This window comes from Natrinema sp. SYSU A 869 (assembly GCF_019879105.1).
Taxonomy (GTDB): Archaea; Halobacteriota; Halobacteria; order Halobacteriales; family Natrialbaceae; genus Natrinema.
Map to the genome: position 1 here is coordinate 3,039,187 of NZ_CP082249.1, position 14,978 is coordinate 3,054,164.

The window sequence follows — 14,978 nt, forward strand, 5'->3', positions numbered from 1 at the left end:
GTCCCCGACTCTCTCGTTTGCCCGCCGTCACCTCAGTCCTGCTCGTCAGCGTATCGCTTCCACTCCCGTTCCTGTCGGCGCTCGCGAACGTGGCGCTGACCGTCAGCTAGCTCCCGTCGGACCCGTCGCTCGAGCGATCGCGTCTCGGCCAACAGCGTCTCCTGGAAGTCCTCGAGGACATCGTAGGACCAGCGCTCCTCATCGACGACGCCGTGGGGAAGCAGTTCGGTTCGAATTTCGTCCGCGAACTTGTCGTGACCGGTCGCCCTGAGCAACTCCTCGGCCCGGTAGAGGTGGTCCATCCCGTGGCCCGTCGCGTGGTGAAACTCGAGCAGACAGCCCTGTGCCCGCTGGGCCCACTCGAGGCCGAGTTCGACTTCGTGGAGGGCCTCGCACTCCGCGTCGGACAGCACTGGTTCCGACTCGGCTGACGTGTCCGAATTCGGATGCGTGTCGTCGGTGGCCATACGCCAACTATGAGACATGGTACCATACGTGTGTCGCCGACCGCTCGCTGTCGGTCACCTATCGGGTCCGTAACGTATCGAAATCGCTACTCGTTGTCGAGTATAATCTGGGTAGTTAAGTACGGCCGCGGTCGTCCCTTAGGATAGAATGGTCTACTATGCGGGCGTCGATCTCGGCGCGACTAATGTCCGGGCCATCGTCGCCGAGGCCGACGGGACGACGATCGGCGTGAGCCGCCGATCCACACCACGCGGACCGACGGGTATCGACGTGACGGAAGGAGTCCTTCGAACGCTTCGCGAGGCGTGTGGCGACGCCGGGGTCAATCCCGAGCGAATCGCCGCCACCGGAATCGGTTCGATCGGCCCGTTCGATCTCGCGGAGGGAGCGGTGATCGATCCCGCCAACCTTCCTAACTCGATCGATCGGATCCCACTGACGGGACCGATCACGAAACTGATCGACAGCGAGGACGTCTACCTCCACAACGACACCGCTGCGGGCGTCATCGGCGAGCGCTTTCACGCCGCCAGCAACCCGGACGACATGGCCTACATCACCATCTCCTCGGGGATCGGTGCCGGCGTCTGCTGTGACGGGGCCGTGATGAACGGCTGGGACGGCAACGTCGGCGAGGTCGGCCACTGCGTCGTCGACCCGCAGGGTCGCCTGACCTGTGGCTGCGGCCGCGACGGCCACTGGGAGGCCTACTGTTCGGGCAACGCCATCCCCGACTACGCCCGCCTGCTCGCCGAAGACGACCCGACGATCTCGACGGCCCTCCCGCTCGAGGGGCCGGACTTCACGGCGAAGGATATCTTCGAACTGGCCGGCGAGGACGAACTGGCCGATTACGTCATCGAGCAACTCGCCCACTGGAACGCCATCGGCGTGACCAACGTCGTCCACTCCTTCGCCCCGATCGTCGTCTCCTTCGGCGGCGCGGTCGCCCTGCACAACGAGGAGCTCGTCGTCGACCCGATCCGCGAACGCGTGTCGGAGATGGTGATGACGAACGTCCCCGAGATCCGCGTCACCGACCTCGGCGACGATGTCGTCGTCGAAGGTGCGCTGGCGAGCGCCCTGACCGAGGGGACTGGGGATCGGCGACGACTACGGGGCTGACCCGCCCGCAATCCGATCGGCGTCCGGACTGCGAGACGCGCGACGCTCGGATACCGATCTGTCCGCCGAGCGGAATCTCCGGCTCGAGTGGCCACCTCTATATACCTGCGCTCCGGTGGCGTAATTATGGAGCGGAGAGCGTTCCTCCGAGCGAGTAGTGTCGGCCTTGCCCTGTCCCTGCCGACCGCAGCGGCGGCGTCCCGATCGAGCGGTGCGGCCGTACAGGGGGTGTACGAACCGCTCGGACAGGTCCCCGTTACCGGTGCCGCGGAAGCCGTCGTCGGCGACGACGGCGAGACCGCATACGTCGCTGCGACCACCGGATTCGCGTCCGTCGACGTGAGCGATCCCGCGGAGCCAACGGTTCTCGCCGAGGAACGCGACATCGAACTCAGCGGCGGGATCCTGTCTGAGGTCCTCGACGTGACCGTTGATGGCGATCGACTGGTCGCCGCGGGGCCGGCGAACCCCGGTTTTTCGACGACGGGATTTTGCTGCTACGACGTCAGCGATCCCGCAAATCCTGTCTCAACCGGTGCACACGATACCGGGTACCACATTCATAACTGCTATCTCGAGGACGATCTCTTGTTCGTCCCCGCGAACACAGGCGATCAGAACCCGCTCGTGATCTTCGATGTCGGGGGCGACGAAATCACGCAACTCGGCTACTGGTCCCTTGTGGAACACGAGCCCGGGTGGCGGGATATCAACTGGCTTGCCCGCTACCTGCACGATGTCTACGTCCAGGACGAAACCGCATACCTTCCCTACTGGAACGCCGGAACCTATCTGATCGACGTCAGCGATCCGAACGACCCCGGCTACGTCTCCCATGTCTCGGACACCACGCTCGCGGAGCAACGCGAGATCGGCGGCCAGGAGGCCGTCTACGGGTTGCCGGGCAACGATCACTATGCCGCGGTCGATGACACCGGCGAGTTGCTGGCGGTCGGCCGGGAGGCCTGGGCAACCGGCGGCGAGGAGCCCGATCGGCCGGGCGGGATCGACCTCTACGACGTGAGCGACCCCGAACGGCCGGAGCACCGGGGATCGATCGATCCACCGCGGACGACCGACGAGTCCCGCAGTGGCGGGATGTGGACGACGTCGCACAACTTCGAGCTTCGCAACGGGCAACTCTACTCGTCGTGGTACCGAGCGGGCGTGCAGATCCACGATATCTCCGATCCTACTGCCCCCGAACGGCTCGCCTGGTGGCGTGACCCCGGAACGACGGGGTTTTGGACCGCACGCGTCGTCAAACCCGGGGAAACGTTCCTCGCGAGCAGTACGGAGGCGATCCCGAACACATCGATCGAGGGCGCTCTCTACACCTTCCCGATCGAGCCTGGCGAACAGGCCGACCCGCCGTCGCTTCAGGACCCCGCCGACTGGGAAATAAATGGGAACGAGACGGGCGGAAGCGACGGTGCGAACGGGTCCGAGGGCGGAACCGAATCCAGCGAGAACGAGACCGGAAACACCGACGACTCGATCCCCGGATTCACTGGCGTCGCCGGTCTCATCGGTAGCGGGGTCGCCCTCGAGCGGCTGCGTCGACGCGGAAACGTTCAGGATTAATTCGGCTGATTTCGGCCATGCAACCGAACTTATTCACCGTTCCAGTGCCTAGCATAGCACATGACTGATTCCGAGGACGAGGCGTCGCTAAAAGAACGCGTCGAGCAGTGGATGGCGCGCGAGATGCCAATTATCCAAATGCACGGCGGGACCAGCGCGGTGCGGGCGGCCGACCCCGAGACCGGCGAGGTCATTATCGAACTCGGTGGCGGCTGTAAGGGCTGTTCGGTCAGCGGCGTGACGACGGGCAACATCGAGGCCGAACTCATCACTTGGCCCGAGATCGACGAGGTCACGGTACGGGTCCCCGACGCACGCGACAGCCTCGGCGGCCCCGACCAGCCCGAAACGATCATGGGCGTCGACCGGACCGAAGGCGGCCGCGGCGACTGGGGCTCGTCGAACCCGGGGAAAGACCACCTCTGAGTGCCCTCGAGTCCGTTCCCGTCTAGAAGCCCGCACCGTGTGGTCCCAGTTGACAGGGACGGATAGTTTTGGGAAGTCCTATATCCTTTTACGCGCCCATTACGGACATCAGATATCATGACGAGTAGACGCCTACAGGCAGGAGGTGTCGGCGATGGGTAACGCGCCCGACCCTGGTGACAAGGACGAACTCGACACCGAGACCGACGGCGGCCTTCGGGCCTATACCGTCCGGCTCGAACTCGTCGATGAACCCGGCGAGTTGCTTCGCACGCTCGCCCCCATCGCTGACAACGGCGGTAATCTGTTGAGTATCCACCACGAGCGCGGCAATATCACGCCCCGCGGCCACATCCCCGTCGAGGTCGACCTAGAGTGTCCGCCGGATCGGTTCGACGACATCGTCGAAGGACTCCGCGACGCTGGTGTGAACGTCATTCAGGCCGGCGCGGAGCACTACGGCGAGGAGGTAAACGTCGTGCTGATCGGTCACCTCGTCGAAACCGACCTCTCGAATACCCTCTCGCGGATCGAGGACGAGGCCGACGCCGTCGTACTGGACCTCTCACTGGCCGCGCCCGAGGGAACCGAGGGTATCTCGAGTGCGCGTGCGCGACTCGCGATCGACTCCGGTCGCGCCGAGGACGTACTCACAGCCATCCGATCGATCGGTGATGACAAGGACCTGACTCTCGTCGAACCATTGCTCGGAGGTGAGACCTGATGCGACTCGCGATCCTCGGTGCTGGTGACGTCGGTCGGTCGGTCGCAGACCTCGCTGGCGAGTACGATCACGAGGTCGTCGCGCTCGCCGACTCTACCACCGCCGCGGTCGATCCCGACGGAATCGCCGTCAACGAGGTCCTCAAACGCAAGGTCGGCGGCAAGGCTGTCGGTCCCAGCGACCCCGACGATGTCTTCGGAACTGAGTACGACGTGCTGATCGAGGCGACCCCGACGACGCTCGGCGACGCCGAACCCGGCTTCACGCACGTGAAACGTGCACTCAAGGCCGACCGCCACGTCGTACTGGCGAACAAGGGTCCGGTCGCAGAGCGCTACGAAGAACTCCGCGCGATCGAGGACGAGCACGCAGGCTCGATCCGATTCGAGGCGACCGTCGGCGGCGCGATTCCAGTGCTCTCGACGGTCGAGGACTGTACGCCACAGGCCGTTACCGCGGTCCGAGGCGTGCTCAACGGCACTGCGAACTTCATCCTCACTCGGATGGCCGCCGAAGGGCTGGACTACGAACACGTCCTCGCGGAGGCCCAAGACCTGGGCGTCGCCGAGGCCGACCCGACCTTCGACGTCGACGGCACCGACGCCGCGCTGAAGTTCGTCATCCTCGCGAACGTACTCGCCGACGGCGGGTTCACGCTCGAGGACGCGACTGTCGAGGGTATCCAGAATATTCCGGGCAGCGCGCTCGATCTCGCCGCCGAGGACGGCCGCACGATCCGTCTCATCGGCGAGGCGACCCGCGACGGCGTCCGCGTCGGACCGCGGCTCGTCCCCGAAAACGGCGCGCTGGCCGTGACCGGCACGCGCAACATCGTTCAGATCGAAACGCGGAACGCGGGCTCGCTTCACTCGAGCGGCCGTGGTGCCGGTGGTCCGGAGACGGCGACGGCAGTGCTCTCGGACGTCGGTCGGCTGCCGCCGCTCTGATACGGATTACTGTAACGATTTACCGGCGCAACCCCAGAGCGGACGGGGTTGCGCCGGCAATGACTTACAGTAGACCGTATGAGATCGCTCGACTACTTCTGTGGCTCGCTCCATTTCTCGTCTCGCTCGAATGCCGTCTCTTGTCTCCGCATGTTGCACCTCGGTACGACCAGTTGAAATCGAGACCGGCGTCGTCGAGCGGCGGGTCGCCTCTGCCGGGCGAGACCGTCGATCGGACGCGCGTCGGAATTTCGGTGCACTTCGGCGGGTTCTCACTGCTCTCGTGGCCGTTTCCTCACCGACAGTCGGCGTCTCTCGAACGTTCCGTGGCGTGTGAATGCTAGCCAAACCGCAAGAGGGCGTCGGGATCACCAGAATACGCTTTCGAAATGGTTTTAACCGCAACGAGCCAAAGGGACCGATATAAGCGCCTCTGCGCGTGAGCTACAACAATGAGCGACCAACACCAGAACCTGGCCATCATCGGTCACGTTGACCACGGCAAGAGTACGCTCGTGGGACGACTCCTCTACGAGACGGGGAGCGTACCCGAGCACGTCATCGAACAGCACCGCGAAGAAGCGGAAGAGAAGGGCAAGGGCGGCTTCGAGTTCGCCTACGTCATGGACAACCTCGCCGAGGAACGAGAGCGTGGTGTCACCATCGACATCGCCCACCAGGAGTTCTCAACCGACGAGTACGACTTCACCATCGTCGACTGTCCTGGCCACCGCGACTTCGTGAAGAACATGATCACGGGCGCATCCCAGGCGGACAACGCCGTCCTCGTCGTCGCCGCTGACGACGGTGTCGCGCCCCAGACCCAGGAGCACGTTTTCCTGGCTCGAACCCTCGGTATCGACGAACTCATCATCGGCATCAACAAGATGGACATCGTCGACTACAAAGAGTCGACGTACGATGATGTCGTCGAAGAAGTCAATCAGCTGCTCAAGCAGGTCCAGTTCAACACCGAGGACGCCTCGTTCATCCCGATCTCGGCGTTCGAAGGCGACAACATCGCCGAGGAGTCCGACAACACGTCGTGGTACGACGGCGAAATCCTGCTCGAGGCCCTGAACAGCCTGCCAGAGCCGGAGCCACCGACGGACGCGCCGCTTCGACTCCCGATTCAGGACGTCTACACCATCTCCGGTATCGGTACCGTCCCCGTCGGACGTATCGAGACCGGCATCCTGAACACCGGCGACAACGTCTCCTTCCAGCCCAGCGACGTGGGCGGTGAGGTCAAGACGATCGAGATGCACCACGAAGAGGTGCCCAAAGCAGATCCCGGTGACAACGTCGGATTCAACGTCCGCGGCATCGGTAAGGACGACATCCGCCGCGGTGACGTCTGTGGCCCCGCCGACGACCCGCCAAGCGTCGCCGAGACGTTCCAGGCCCAGGTCGTCGTCATGCAGCACCCATCCGTGATCACGGCTGGCTACACGCCAGTCTTCCACGCACACACGGCTCAGGTTGCCTGTACGATCGAGTCCATCGACAAGAAAATGGACCCCTCGAGCGGCGAGGTCGCCGAGGAGAACCCAGACTTCATCCAGTCGGGTGACGCTGCCGTGGTCACTATCCGACCACAAAAACCCCTCAGCATCGAGCCATCCAGTGAAATCCCCGAACTCGGGAGCTTCGCCATCCGCGACATGGGTCAGACCATCGCCGCCGGAAAGGTCCTCGAAGTTCACGAGAAACAATAAATGCAGCAGGCACGCGTTCGACTCGCGGGCACGAGTCCAGACGACCTCGACGATATCTGTGACGACGTCCGCGAGATCGCGAACAACACCGGCGTCAACCTGAGCGGGCCCATCCCGCTGCCGACGAAAACCCTCGAAGTGCCGACCCGGAAGTCGCCTGACGGCGAGGGTACTGCAACGTGGGAGCACTGGGAGATGCGCGTCCACAAGCGCCTGATCGATCTGGACGCCGACGAACGCGCACTCCGACAGCTCATGCGCATTCAGGTGCCAAACGACGTCTCGATCGAGATCGTCCTCGAAGACTAATCGCTCATCGAGGCCGTTCTGATCGACTCGGATACGAGTTATTTACCGTTTTTACAGCCGGCGAACACGATTCAGCGAGCAACAGCTGAGCGACTCGAAACAGTCACGAGTTCTTCTGTCCGTCGTCCCGTTGGACAACGGTTTCACCGTCCCGCATACCCGTGAGTAGAACTCGGCTGCGGTGAGTGTGGGCTGCCCCTCGCCACCACGATCGCAGCCCACTCGAGCCCGGTCGTCAGAACTCCCCATTCGGACCTCATCAGTACTCTACTCGAGCCCGCATCAGAGTTCCCTCCACCAGAAGTGCTGGGACTTTTGACGTTCGCCATCGCAGTCATTCGTATGGCGAGGCGCTCGCAGTCACGAACGCAGTCGGAACTCGACATGCGATCCGATTCCAGTGGCGACGGCGGGGCAGAGACGGGCTCAGGGAGCCCCATTCTCGAGGTGCTCGTCGTCTTCGCAGTCGTCTACGTCGCCAAGGAAATTACCGCGTTTGCGGGCGTGATGGGCACATTCTTCGTTCTCGCGCCACCGCTGACGACGAACCCGTGGACGATCGTGACGAGCGTCTACGCCCACAGCGGGCTGGGCCATCTCGTCTCGAACACCCTCGCGCTGCTCGTCTTCGGCTGGCCGGTCGCGCGAGCCACGACGCGACTCCGTTTCCACGCCTTCTTCGCGATCATGGGTGCGATCGCGGGGATTTCCCAGGTCGTTCTGACGGGCGCCCTCGCGGCGATGCCGTTCGTCCCCGTCGCGTCGACATCCGTCCTCGGGGCCAGTGGTGCCGTCTTCGCCCTGCTGGGCTATCTCGTCACGTCGAACCGTCTCTCGAACGGGCTGGCCTCGTTCGTCGACATCCCTGACTGGCTGGCGCTCCTCGTCTTCGTCGGGCTCGCGATCGCGGTCACCCTCGCCACCGCCTCGCCCGGCGTCGCGCTGATCGCCCACTTCACCGGGTTCCTGGTCGGGGCCGTCGGCGGGCGTGCTCGAGTCCTCGCCGTCGGCTCGAGCGCTCGGTCGGACTCCGCGGGAATCTGAGCGCTCGATGGGAGACGACGGACCATGGATCACTCAGACGATCGTTTCGCGGCGGTTCACCGATATTCAGACGCGTATCTCAATCGCGATTTTACTACTCACGATTGTACTATCTACATTCGTCGATCGGCGACCCGTCTCGAGTCCAGTCCCCGTGGTGTCGTGTCCCGATCCGTCCCCGAAACACAAGCTACAAATAGAAACCGGGGTTAGGAACGTGCGAGGGCTCGTAGATCAGTGGTAGATCGCTTCCTTCGCAAGGAAGAGGCCCCGGGTTCAAATCCCGGCGAGTCCACTATTCTGCGCCGCGAGCAAATTCACGAGCGGTGCGAATCGTCGTCGAAGGCGGGATTTGAAGCCCTCTGAGTTCAGCTTGCGAAGCGAGTAGAACGAGCGAGCAGGAACGTCACATTTCGGATTCAAATCCTGGTGAGTCCGCTCCTTCACGTCGCTTCGCTCGCGTGACTTCCGGCGAGTCCTGTTTCGTGCGGATACAGTTCTCTGCTGAAGGTGGAAGCTTTGAGAACGTCGCCACGGTCGTCAGCGAAGCCCTCGAGAAGTGGTCGAAGTCAAAGCACGATCCACTACGGCGGCTGCGGTCGGTTTCACGCTGCGCGGGAACCATCTTTGGTCCGCCGGATGCTGTTCTCAGAACGGGTTCCAGACAGTGTGCCAGTTCCACAATTAGTCTTCTATCACCGATTGCAGTTCTTCGATACGCGTCTCGAGTGAGGGATGTGTCGACCAGAGATGACCAGCAGTTCGCTCGGGGGTGATCGTCGGAACGAAATTGACAGCATTCGTCACTTGGGCATGGTTTCGAAGGTCTTCAGATGGCCGTTGTGGTTCGGACTCGTAGAGTCGTTCGAGTGCGGCTGCGAGTTGCGCTGGGTTCCCGGTCACAATCGCAGCGGCTCGATCTGCTGCCACCTCTCGAGAAAACACGCCGACGCCGATCGCGGCAACGGTTGCAAGGAGATACCCGATGAGATCGAGGGGGTCCGACGGGGACGTCCCCTCGTACAGAAGCTCAGCAGTCATGAGTGGGACGAGGATAGCTGTGATCAGCCTGAGATCGTCATTGACGATATGCGCGAGTTCGTGTGCGAGGATGGCCTCGAGTTCCGCCGGTGACACGGTTTCGATGAGTCCGGTCGAGAGAACCACGACCGGAGTATTCGCGGTCCCCGTTCTCACGAGGGGAGCTGCCGGTCGGGAGGTCGTATATGCTACTGGCGTGTTGATCGGTTGCACTCGCAACGCAGGCGTTGGAACATCGAACTGGGTGGCAAGTCGTCTGACTGTCGCCTCGAGTTCTACTGCGTCCGTCTCTGCGACGTGTCTCGTCTTCTCGAGGAGGTACCGGCGCTCGTTTCGGATCGTCCGTGGAATCCACCAGGCGACGGTGAGCAAACCGAGGATGCCACCGAGTGCAGCGATGGCGGTCCAGTCCAGGAGTTGGTTCGGCACGATCGAGGAGACGAAGAGGCTCAGCGCGACGAGCAGGCATAAAAAGCTGAGAGCGAATATCGCGGTGTTGAGTACTACTGCGGTGAGTGCTCGAGTAGTGTGAGTTCATGCTCGCCTGCGAGATCGGCGGCGAGTTGCCACGCCTGGGTGGCTCGGTTCGAATTAGTGTCCTCAAACTCATGGCCATAGTAAATGAGCACTTCCACTATCAGTAGGTCATCCTGCGGATCTTGCGGAGAGACCATCGCTGTCTTTGGCCTCCCGATCCTACATAAAGACACCATATAAAACCAAATCACATTCTTTTATATTCTCTGAAATGGGCTATTCGACTATACAGATAATAAAATGCTGGGAGGACTATCGCTAAGTAGCAGCCAATCATTTGATATTTATAGCGATCTGTGATTTGGACAGAATCCACCACCGAAACATAGCCGGTAGCTATAAGAAAGAATAAAATAACAAAAATGAAGTATAATAATAGATAGAAAGAGGTTCTGAATTCCATTCATAGGACACATATGATACATAGTCTGAATCTTTAAATATGCCAGAGATTACCCCAATAGGGGAGCTTAGGAATAACAGAAGTGACGCAAAATCAAGCATATATGAATAACTGTTGTTGAAGTCATACCATATTATGGACATTGTCGCAGTCATCACCATTAAATAAGAAATAATGAATGGAAGATGGCTCGAAACTAGTCTCTTATCTACTATAGGATCTCTTTCAACTACAGATTCTATTTCTTCTTTCTTAGTAAAGCCATTCTCATCTATAGAATTGATCCCTTCTCCGACTACCCTTTTGAACGTCTTTAGATAGTTCTCATCATTCCTCTCAGAGATTGCCTGAATCTTTTTCAGTATTCTGAGTGAACGCCAAATTGACGATGTTACAGACTTAATCTCCTTTCTTGGATCTTTACAATTAGACATTACGTATATAATCTGTAATATAAATCTTGATAGCCCATTTATCGCTATACCAGCATTTATTGATAAGAGCCCTGTGAGAAATATCACCCATGGGAGATAGATAATCGGATTTTCAGGCGAAGATGAACTGTAATAGTTAAAAATTCTACCGTATATCACCCATGATGCTCCTGTTATCAAAATCCAAAAACGCATCAATATATCGAAACTGAGATGGTTTTGTTGGAATACCGCGGTTTAACTTATCAAAAATATGAAAGAGGCAGTTAGTATGATTTGCAGTATACTTTCTCCTAGCGCAGATGGGATTTCAGAATAGATTGAAAACAATGAGTCCCCATCTGTTAGAACACCGCCAAGTACATAACCAAGTATTACGAATAAGACTGATATCTTACATATATTATATCCATTTGATATGAGATGATATGACTGAGTGAGCCCCCATTCTAATCGGTAGTCACTTTTTCCTAGTATTCGTCCAGACATTAATTGTCATCTGAACTGTCTATCTCTAAATCCCCTTTAAGATATCGGCGTCCTTTTTTCGTGATTGAATAAAAGGGGTTGCTCCGTTAGCATCTTTTTCTAAAAGACCTGAGTGAGCCATCCAGACACAGCGCCGTGCGCGATTCGTCCGCGGTCCCATTACACTGAGACCATGCTTGAATGCGCGCTATGCCACGGTAAGAGTACCGAATTCAACCATTTCGTTGACAATCCTGAGGTGAGTCGATGAGCGACGACCTCAAAAAAGAACCCAAACCAATCCCATCATCCAACAGTAGATATAAGTAACTAACAGTTAGAAACTATAACGGAAGCCACTCTCCGCGAGACACAGGGGGCACGCAACGAAATGCCCCGGGTGTTGCACCACCCGAGACGTGGCTTCCAAGCCGACGAGGCTTCGAAAGCCATGATTCCGTACATTCTACCGGGATATAAACGTCCCGCACGACCGCTGAATCACCCGACAGAAACACCTGCGGTGCCCGTCATCGAGACCGCTGCTACCCTCGAGCGGAGGCCACGATGACGAACGATGCCTCAAGCGCGAGTGAACCCACGAACGAACAGGACCCGGACGACTCGAGCGTGCTGCCGGACTGCCCGAGCTGCGGGGAGCCGATCATCACGACGACCGTCGTCGGGCCGATGGACGCCTACGCGGCTCCCTGTGGCTGCCGCGTGTCGCCCGCCGCGCTCCCGGGTTTGGGCGATGAGTAATGACCCTTTCGGCGGGCGCAGTGCCCACCGTCGGGGTTGTTCGGAACGGCCGCCTCGAGTCGGCGAGACAGGATCGCGTCCGAGAGAGCCTCTCGGCCGTCGTTTCGCTCGTTCGTACTATCACCCACAAAACACATTGGGGGAACGTTGATCATCGTTTATCCATATATTTCACACGGCTTTATGAACGACTTCCAGTATCACGATGACTGCAGAGCCGATGGTGGCACCCCGTTCGTGACGGAACGGAAATTGGATGAAACGATGGTAGAGGCCATCATCCGGAGCATCGCTACGATAACTGGCGTCGACGAAACCGATCTCGAGCCCCTCTACGACACTGTGGAGGTCGACGCGCTGGCGGAGATCGTCACCCACGCCGAACAACGCGACCGGTCGGTGAGCGTGTCGTTCGGATACGAGGGCCACACCGTTGTCGTCGACGGAGCCGGATCGATACGGATCGTCGACGATCCCCCGCGGAAACCGTCGGTGGGCTCCGACCGATAGGAGCCGGTATCGGTCCGATCCGCATCCGTCTCGAGCGCCGGCGAGAGGCCGGACTCGAGTTCGGCCCCGAACGCGAGCGCGTTAGCGGCTGTAGCCGGCATATCGACCCCGATGATTAGGGTCGGCCACGTGCGGCGACGACCGGAACCGCCGCCTCGAGAACCCGTTATCTGGTTGCTACCCACCAAACAGCTTCGGCCTCGAATCGGTTGGGTGCCGTTACCGTCAGCGACCCGGGAAGGAATGGACGGACTACCAAATAGGGAACCCCTCTTGAGAGGGAACAATGGCACAAAAGACCGGCGGCAACACTCGCTCCAGAGTCCATCGTATCGGGTCGCTGTTCGCGAACCGCTACGGGCAATCCGCGAGGAACGGGGAATCGAGTCTCGAGGTGACCGTCGTCGACTCGATACGGGACGTGGGGAAAGCGGAGTGGAACGGGATCGTCGAGCGCTCGAGCCGCGGCAGCGTGTTCCATCGCTACGAGTGGCTCAACGCGATCGAGACGGGACTCGGCTACACGCCCCGCCACCTCGAGGTCACCAAGGACGGGAACACGATCGGGGGGATGCCAAACTTCGTGGTCGAAATCGAGAAGACGCCGTTCAACCGGCTCTCGTCGCTGTACCCGGGATTTGGCGGACCATTGCTCCCGACGGATACGACGGAGTCCCTCGAGCGTGTCAGCAAGGCCATCCCGAAACTCTGTCGCGGGCGGACAATCGTCCACCAGATCCGGGGGCTGGACATGAGCTATCTCCGATACAACGACACGCTCCAGTCCAACGGCTACCAACCCTACCGCCGTGAGTGCCGGTTCCTGCTCGATCTCACGAAGGGGCGCGACGAAATCCTCGCCGACATGAGCCGGACCCGGCGGCGGGGAATCGAACACGGACAGGACGTCGATTACGAAATCGTCGAGGAGGAGATCACTCGAGAGAACCTACAGCGATTCTACAGCACCTACGAACGCGTCATGGACCGCGTCGGCGGGGAGGTGTACCCGTTCTCGTTCTTCGAGGCGCTCCAGACGATGGATGACCGACTCCTCTTGTTGACCATTCGGATCGACGGCGAGTACGCCGGCGGAATGCTCGAGTTGCTCGACGAGGAGCGCGACTCGATTCACGGCTTTTTCGCCGCCGTTCCGCGGGAGTATTTCGACGATCACGCCTCGGAACTGCTCTACGATCACGTGTTCCAGTGGGGGATCGACCACGGATACGAGACCTACGACTTCGGGAGTACGAACACGGACTTCGAGGATGGCGTCTTCCGATTCAAGGAGGGGTTCGGCGGTCGGGCCGTCCCGATCCTCATCTGGGAACGCGGGTGTAGTCCCCTCTGGCCGCTAGTAAAGGCCGGACGAGCGCTATACTGGCCGTATTATACGTAATCTGTCTCGAGAGGAGTGGACGTTGCACTCGTCGTCGCATTGCGCTGACGCCCGATCGATCGAAAATAACCGGTCGGAGCAGCGAATACTACCAATCCTGTCGTTATTTACAATGGTAAGGGATCCCGTTCGAGCGTTCGATTGCGGCGCGGATATCAGCCTGTAGACGCGATCCAAATTCGTACCACTTACGTTCGTTATTTAATTAACCGATAAACAGTCACAACTGTTTTCTGTGATAAACCAGTCATTCGGTTGCATGCGATACGTGACATACGCTCTCACACCAACACGGGGATACTTCGATCAGGGCGCAGAACGACTCCGTGAGCGAGGCATTACGTTCGAGTCCATTCAAAATATCGATCAGCTCACCGACGAGACGATCATCACTCAAAAGGTGATACGGGGAGAGCGGACGGCCGTCCAGAGTGCGCTCGAGGAAACGGGGCCGACGGTCGTCGACTATCAGCTCACCAATGACGGCGAGACGACGATCCTCCAGTTGCACTATCGGCCCAGCGACCTCACGCGCGAGCTTCTCGCGATCCATCGTCGACACGCAGTGTTGCTGAACTATCCCCTCGAGTATACGGGGCCGGAGAACCGGAGCCTTCGCGTCTCGGAGATCGGCCGTGAGGAGGCGTTACGCCGGGTCATCGAGGAGACACAGGCGATCGTCGACGTCGAAATAGAGCGCCTCGGTAACTACGACCCGTCTGAGGAGCAGCCCTTCACCGCCCTGACGGCCCGCCAGCGAGAGGTCCTGCGCGTTGCGGTCAGAGAGGGCTACTACGAGGAGCCCCGTCAGGTGACCTACGGGACATCGCTGCCCGGCTCGATTGTTCCGCGGGGACTGTCGGCCAACACCTCCGCCGGATCGAAGCCCGGCTCATGTCGACGCTCGTCACTGGCGACGACCGGCAGACCGAAACCGACCGTGAGCGGGGCCCGACACCGACCGGCCCGTCTCGATAACCGTCTCCGCTCGTGGCGACTGCAAGGACCGACTGTCGAATCAGTCGTCCTCGCAAGTAGACCTTGTGCGACAGTATATTCGTTGGGATCCCGTTAGC

The 14,978-nt window shown here is 59.9% G+C and carries 16 protein-coding genes and 1 tRNA gene; 13 read left to right on the forward strand and 4 right to left on the reverse strand.

Going from position 1 to position 14,978, the window contains the following annotated elements; genetic code table 11:
* Positions 1–32: 32 nt before the first annotated feature.
* Positions 33–467, reverse strand: coding sequence for a hypothetical protein (locus tag K6I40_RS23170; RefSeq protein ID WP_222917102.1), 435 nt, complete (start codon positions 465–467; stop codon positions 33–35).
* Positions 468–615: 148 nt separating this feature from the next.
* Between K6I40_RS23170 and K6I40_RS23175 the strand changes: the two genes are divergently transcribed.
* The 9 genes from K6I40_RS23175 (at position 616) to K6I40_RS23215 (ending at position 8,640) form a co-directional block, all read left to right on the forward strand.
* Positions 616–1,593: an ROK family protein gene (locus tag K6I40_RS23175; protein WP_222917104.1), complete on the forward strand. Its 978-nt coding sequence runs from the start codon at positions 616–618 to the stop codon at positions 1,591–1,593.
* 126 nt (positions 1,594–1,719) lie between these two features.
* Positions 1,720–3,177 carry a hypothetical protein gene (locus tag K6I40_RS23180; RefSeq protein ID WP_222917106.1) on the forward strand — a complete coding sequence of 486 codons (1,458 nt, stop codon included), beginning with the start codon at positions 1,720–1,722 and terminating at the stop codon, positions 3,175–3,177.
* Between the two features lie 60 nt (positions 3,178–3,237).
* The gene (locus K6I40_RS23185; RefSeq protein WP_222917108.1) at positions 3,238–3,603 is read left to right on the forward strand and encodes a NifU family protein; all 366 of its coding nucleotides are present in this window, start codon (positions 3,238–3,240) and stop codon (positions 3,601–3,603) included.
* A 154-nt stretch (positions 3,604–3,757) separates the two neighbouring features.
* Complete coding sequence (locus tag K6I40_RS23190) at positions 3,758–4,327, forward strand: amino acid-binding protein (protein WP_222917110.1); 570 nt, start codon at positions 3,758–3,760, stop codon at positions 4,325–4,327.
* Positions 4,327–5,274 carry a homoserine dehydrogenase gene (locus K6I40_RS23195; protein ID WP_222917112.1) on the forward strand — a complete coding sequence of 316 codons (948 nt, stop codon included), beginning with the start codon at positions 4,327–4,329 and terminating at the stop codon, positions 5,272–5,274. The genes K6I40_RS23190 and K6I40_RS23195 overlap by 1 nt, the downstream gene beginning before the upstream one ends.
* A gap of 452 nt (positions 5,275–5,726) precedes the next feature.
* Positions 5,727–6,992 (forward strand): translation elongation factor EF-1 subunit alpha, encoded by a 1,266-nt coding sequence (gene tuf / locus K6I40_RS23200; protein ID WP_222917119.1) that lies wholly within the window; start codon positions 5,727–5,729, stop codon positions 6,990–6,992.
* Positions 6,993–7,301 carry a 30S ribosomal protein S10 gene (rpsJ, locus tag K6I40_RS23205; protein ID WP_004215311.1) on the forward strand — a complete coding sequence of 103 codons (309 nt, stop codon included), beginning with the start codon at positions 6,993–6,995 and terminating at the stop codon, positions 7,299–7,301.
* A gap of 342 nt (positions 7,302–7,643) precedes the next feature.
* A complete protein-coding gene (locus K6I40_RS23210) occupies positions 7,644–8,345 on the forward strand; it encodes a rhomboid family intramembrane serine protease (RefSeq protein ID WP_222917121.1) in 702 nt (233 codons plus the stop codon).
* A 223-nt stretch (positions 8,346–8,568) separates the two neighbouring features.
* A tRNA-Ala gene (locus tag K6I40_RS23215) sits at positions 8,569–8,640 on the forward strand.
* Between the two features lie 389 nt (positions 8,641–9,029).
* Here K6I40_RS23215 and K6I40_RS23220 read toward each other — a convergent pair.
* The 3 genes from K6I40_RS23220 to K6I40_RS23230 form a co-directional block, all read right to left on the reverse strand.
* Entirely contained in the window at positions 9,030–9,815 is a 786-nt protein-coding gene (locus K6I40_RS23220; RefSeq protein ID WP_222917123.1) for a M48 family metalloprotease, read from the reverse strand.
* Positions 9,816–9,889: 74 nt separating this feature from the next.
* Positions 9,890–10,060 carry a hypothetical protein gene (locus K6I40_RS23225; protein WP_222917125.1) on the reverse strand — a complete coding sequence of 57 codons (171 nt, stop codon included), beginning with the start codon at positions 10,058–10,060 and terminating at the stop codon, positions 9,890–9,892.
* 199 nt (positions 10,061–10,259) lie between these two features.
* Positions 10,260–10,919 carry a hypothetical protein gene (locus K6I40_RS23230; RefSeq protein WP_222917127.1) on the reverse strand — a complete coding sequence of 220 codons (660 nt, stop codon included), beginning with the start codon at positions 10,917–10,919 and terminating at the stop codon, positions 10,260–10,262.
* Positions 10,920–11,795: 876 nt separating this feature from the next.
* On the opposite strand from K6I40_RS23230, the gene K6I40_RS23235 reads away from it, so the two are divergent.
* The 4 genes from K6I40_RS23235 to K6I40_RS23250 all read left to right on the forward strand — a co-directional run bounded on the left by K6I40_RS23235 (position 11,796) and on the right by K6I40_RS23250 (position 14,977).
* Positions 11,796–11,990, forward strand: a complete 195-nt coding sequence (locus tag K6I40_RS23235) for a hypothetical protein (protein ID WP_222917129.1) — start codon at positions 11,796–11,798, stop codon at positions 11,988–11,990.
* Between the two features lie 183 nt (positions 11,991–12,173).
* A complete protein-coding gene (locus K6I40_RS23240; RefSeq protein WP_222917131.1) occupies positions 12,174–12,500 on the forward strand; it encodes a HalOD1 output domain-containing protein in 327 nt (108 codons plus the stop codon).
* 286 nt (positions 12,501–12,786) lie between these two features.
* On the forward strand, positions 12,787–13,902 hold the full coding sequence (locus tag K6I40_RS23245; protein WP_222917133.1) for a GNAT family N-acetyltransferase: 1,116 nt from the start codon (positions 12,787–12,789) through the stop codon (positions 13,900–13,902).
* Positions 13,903–14,161: 259 nt separating this feature from the next.
* Entirely contained in the window at positions 14,162–14,977 is an 816-nt protein-coding gene (locus K6I40_RS23250) for a helix-turn-helix domain-containing protein (protein ID WP_255681841.1), read from the forward strand.
* Position 14,978 lies beyond the last annotated feature (1 nt).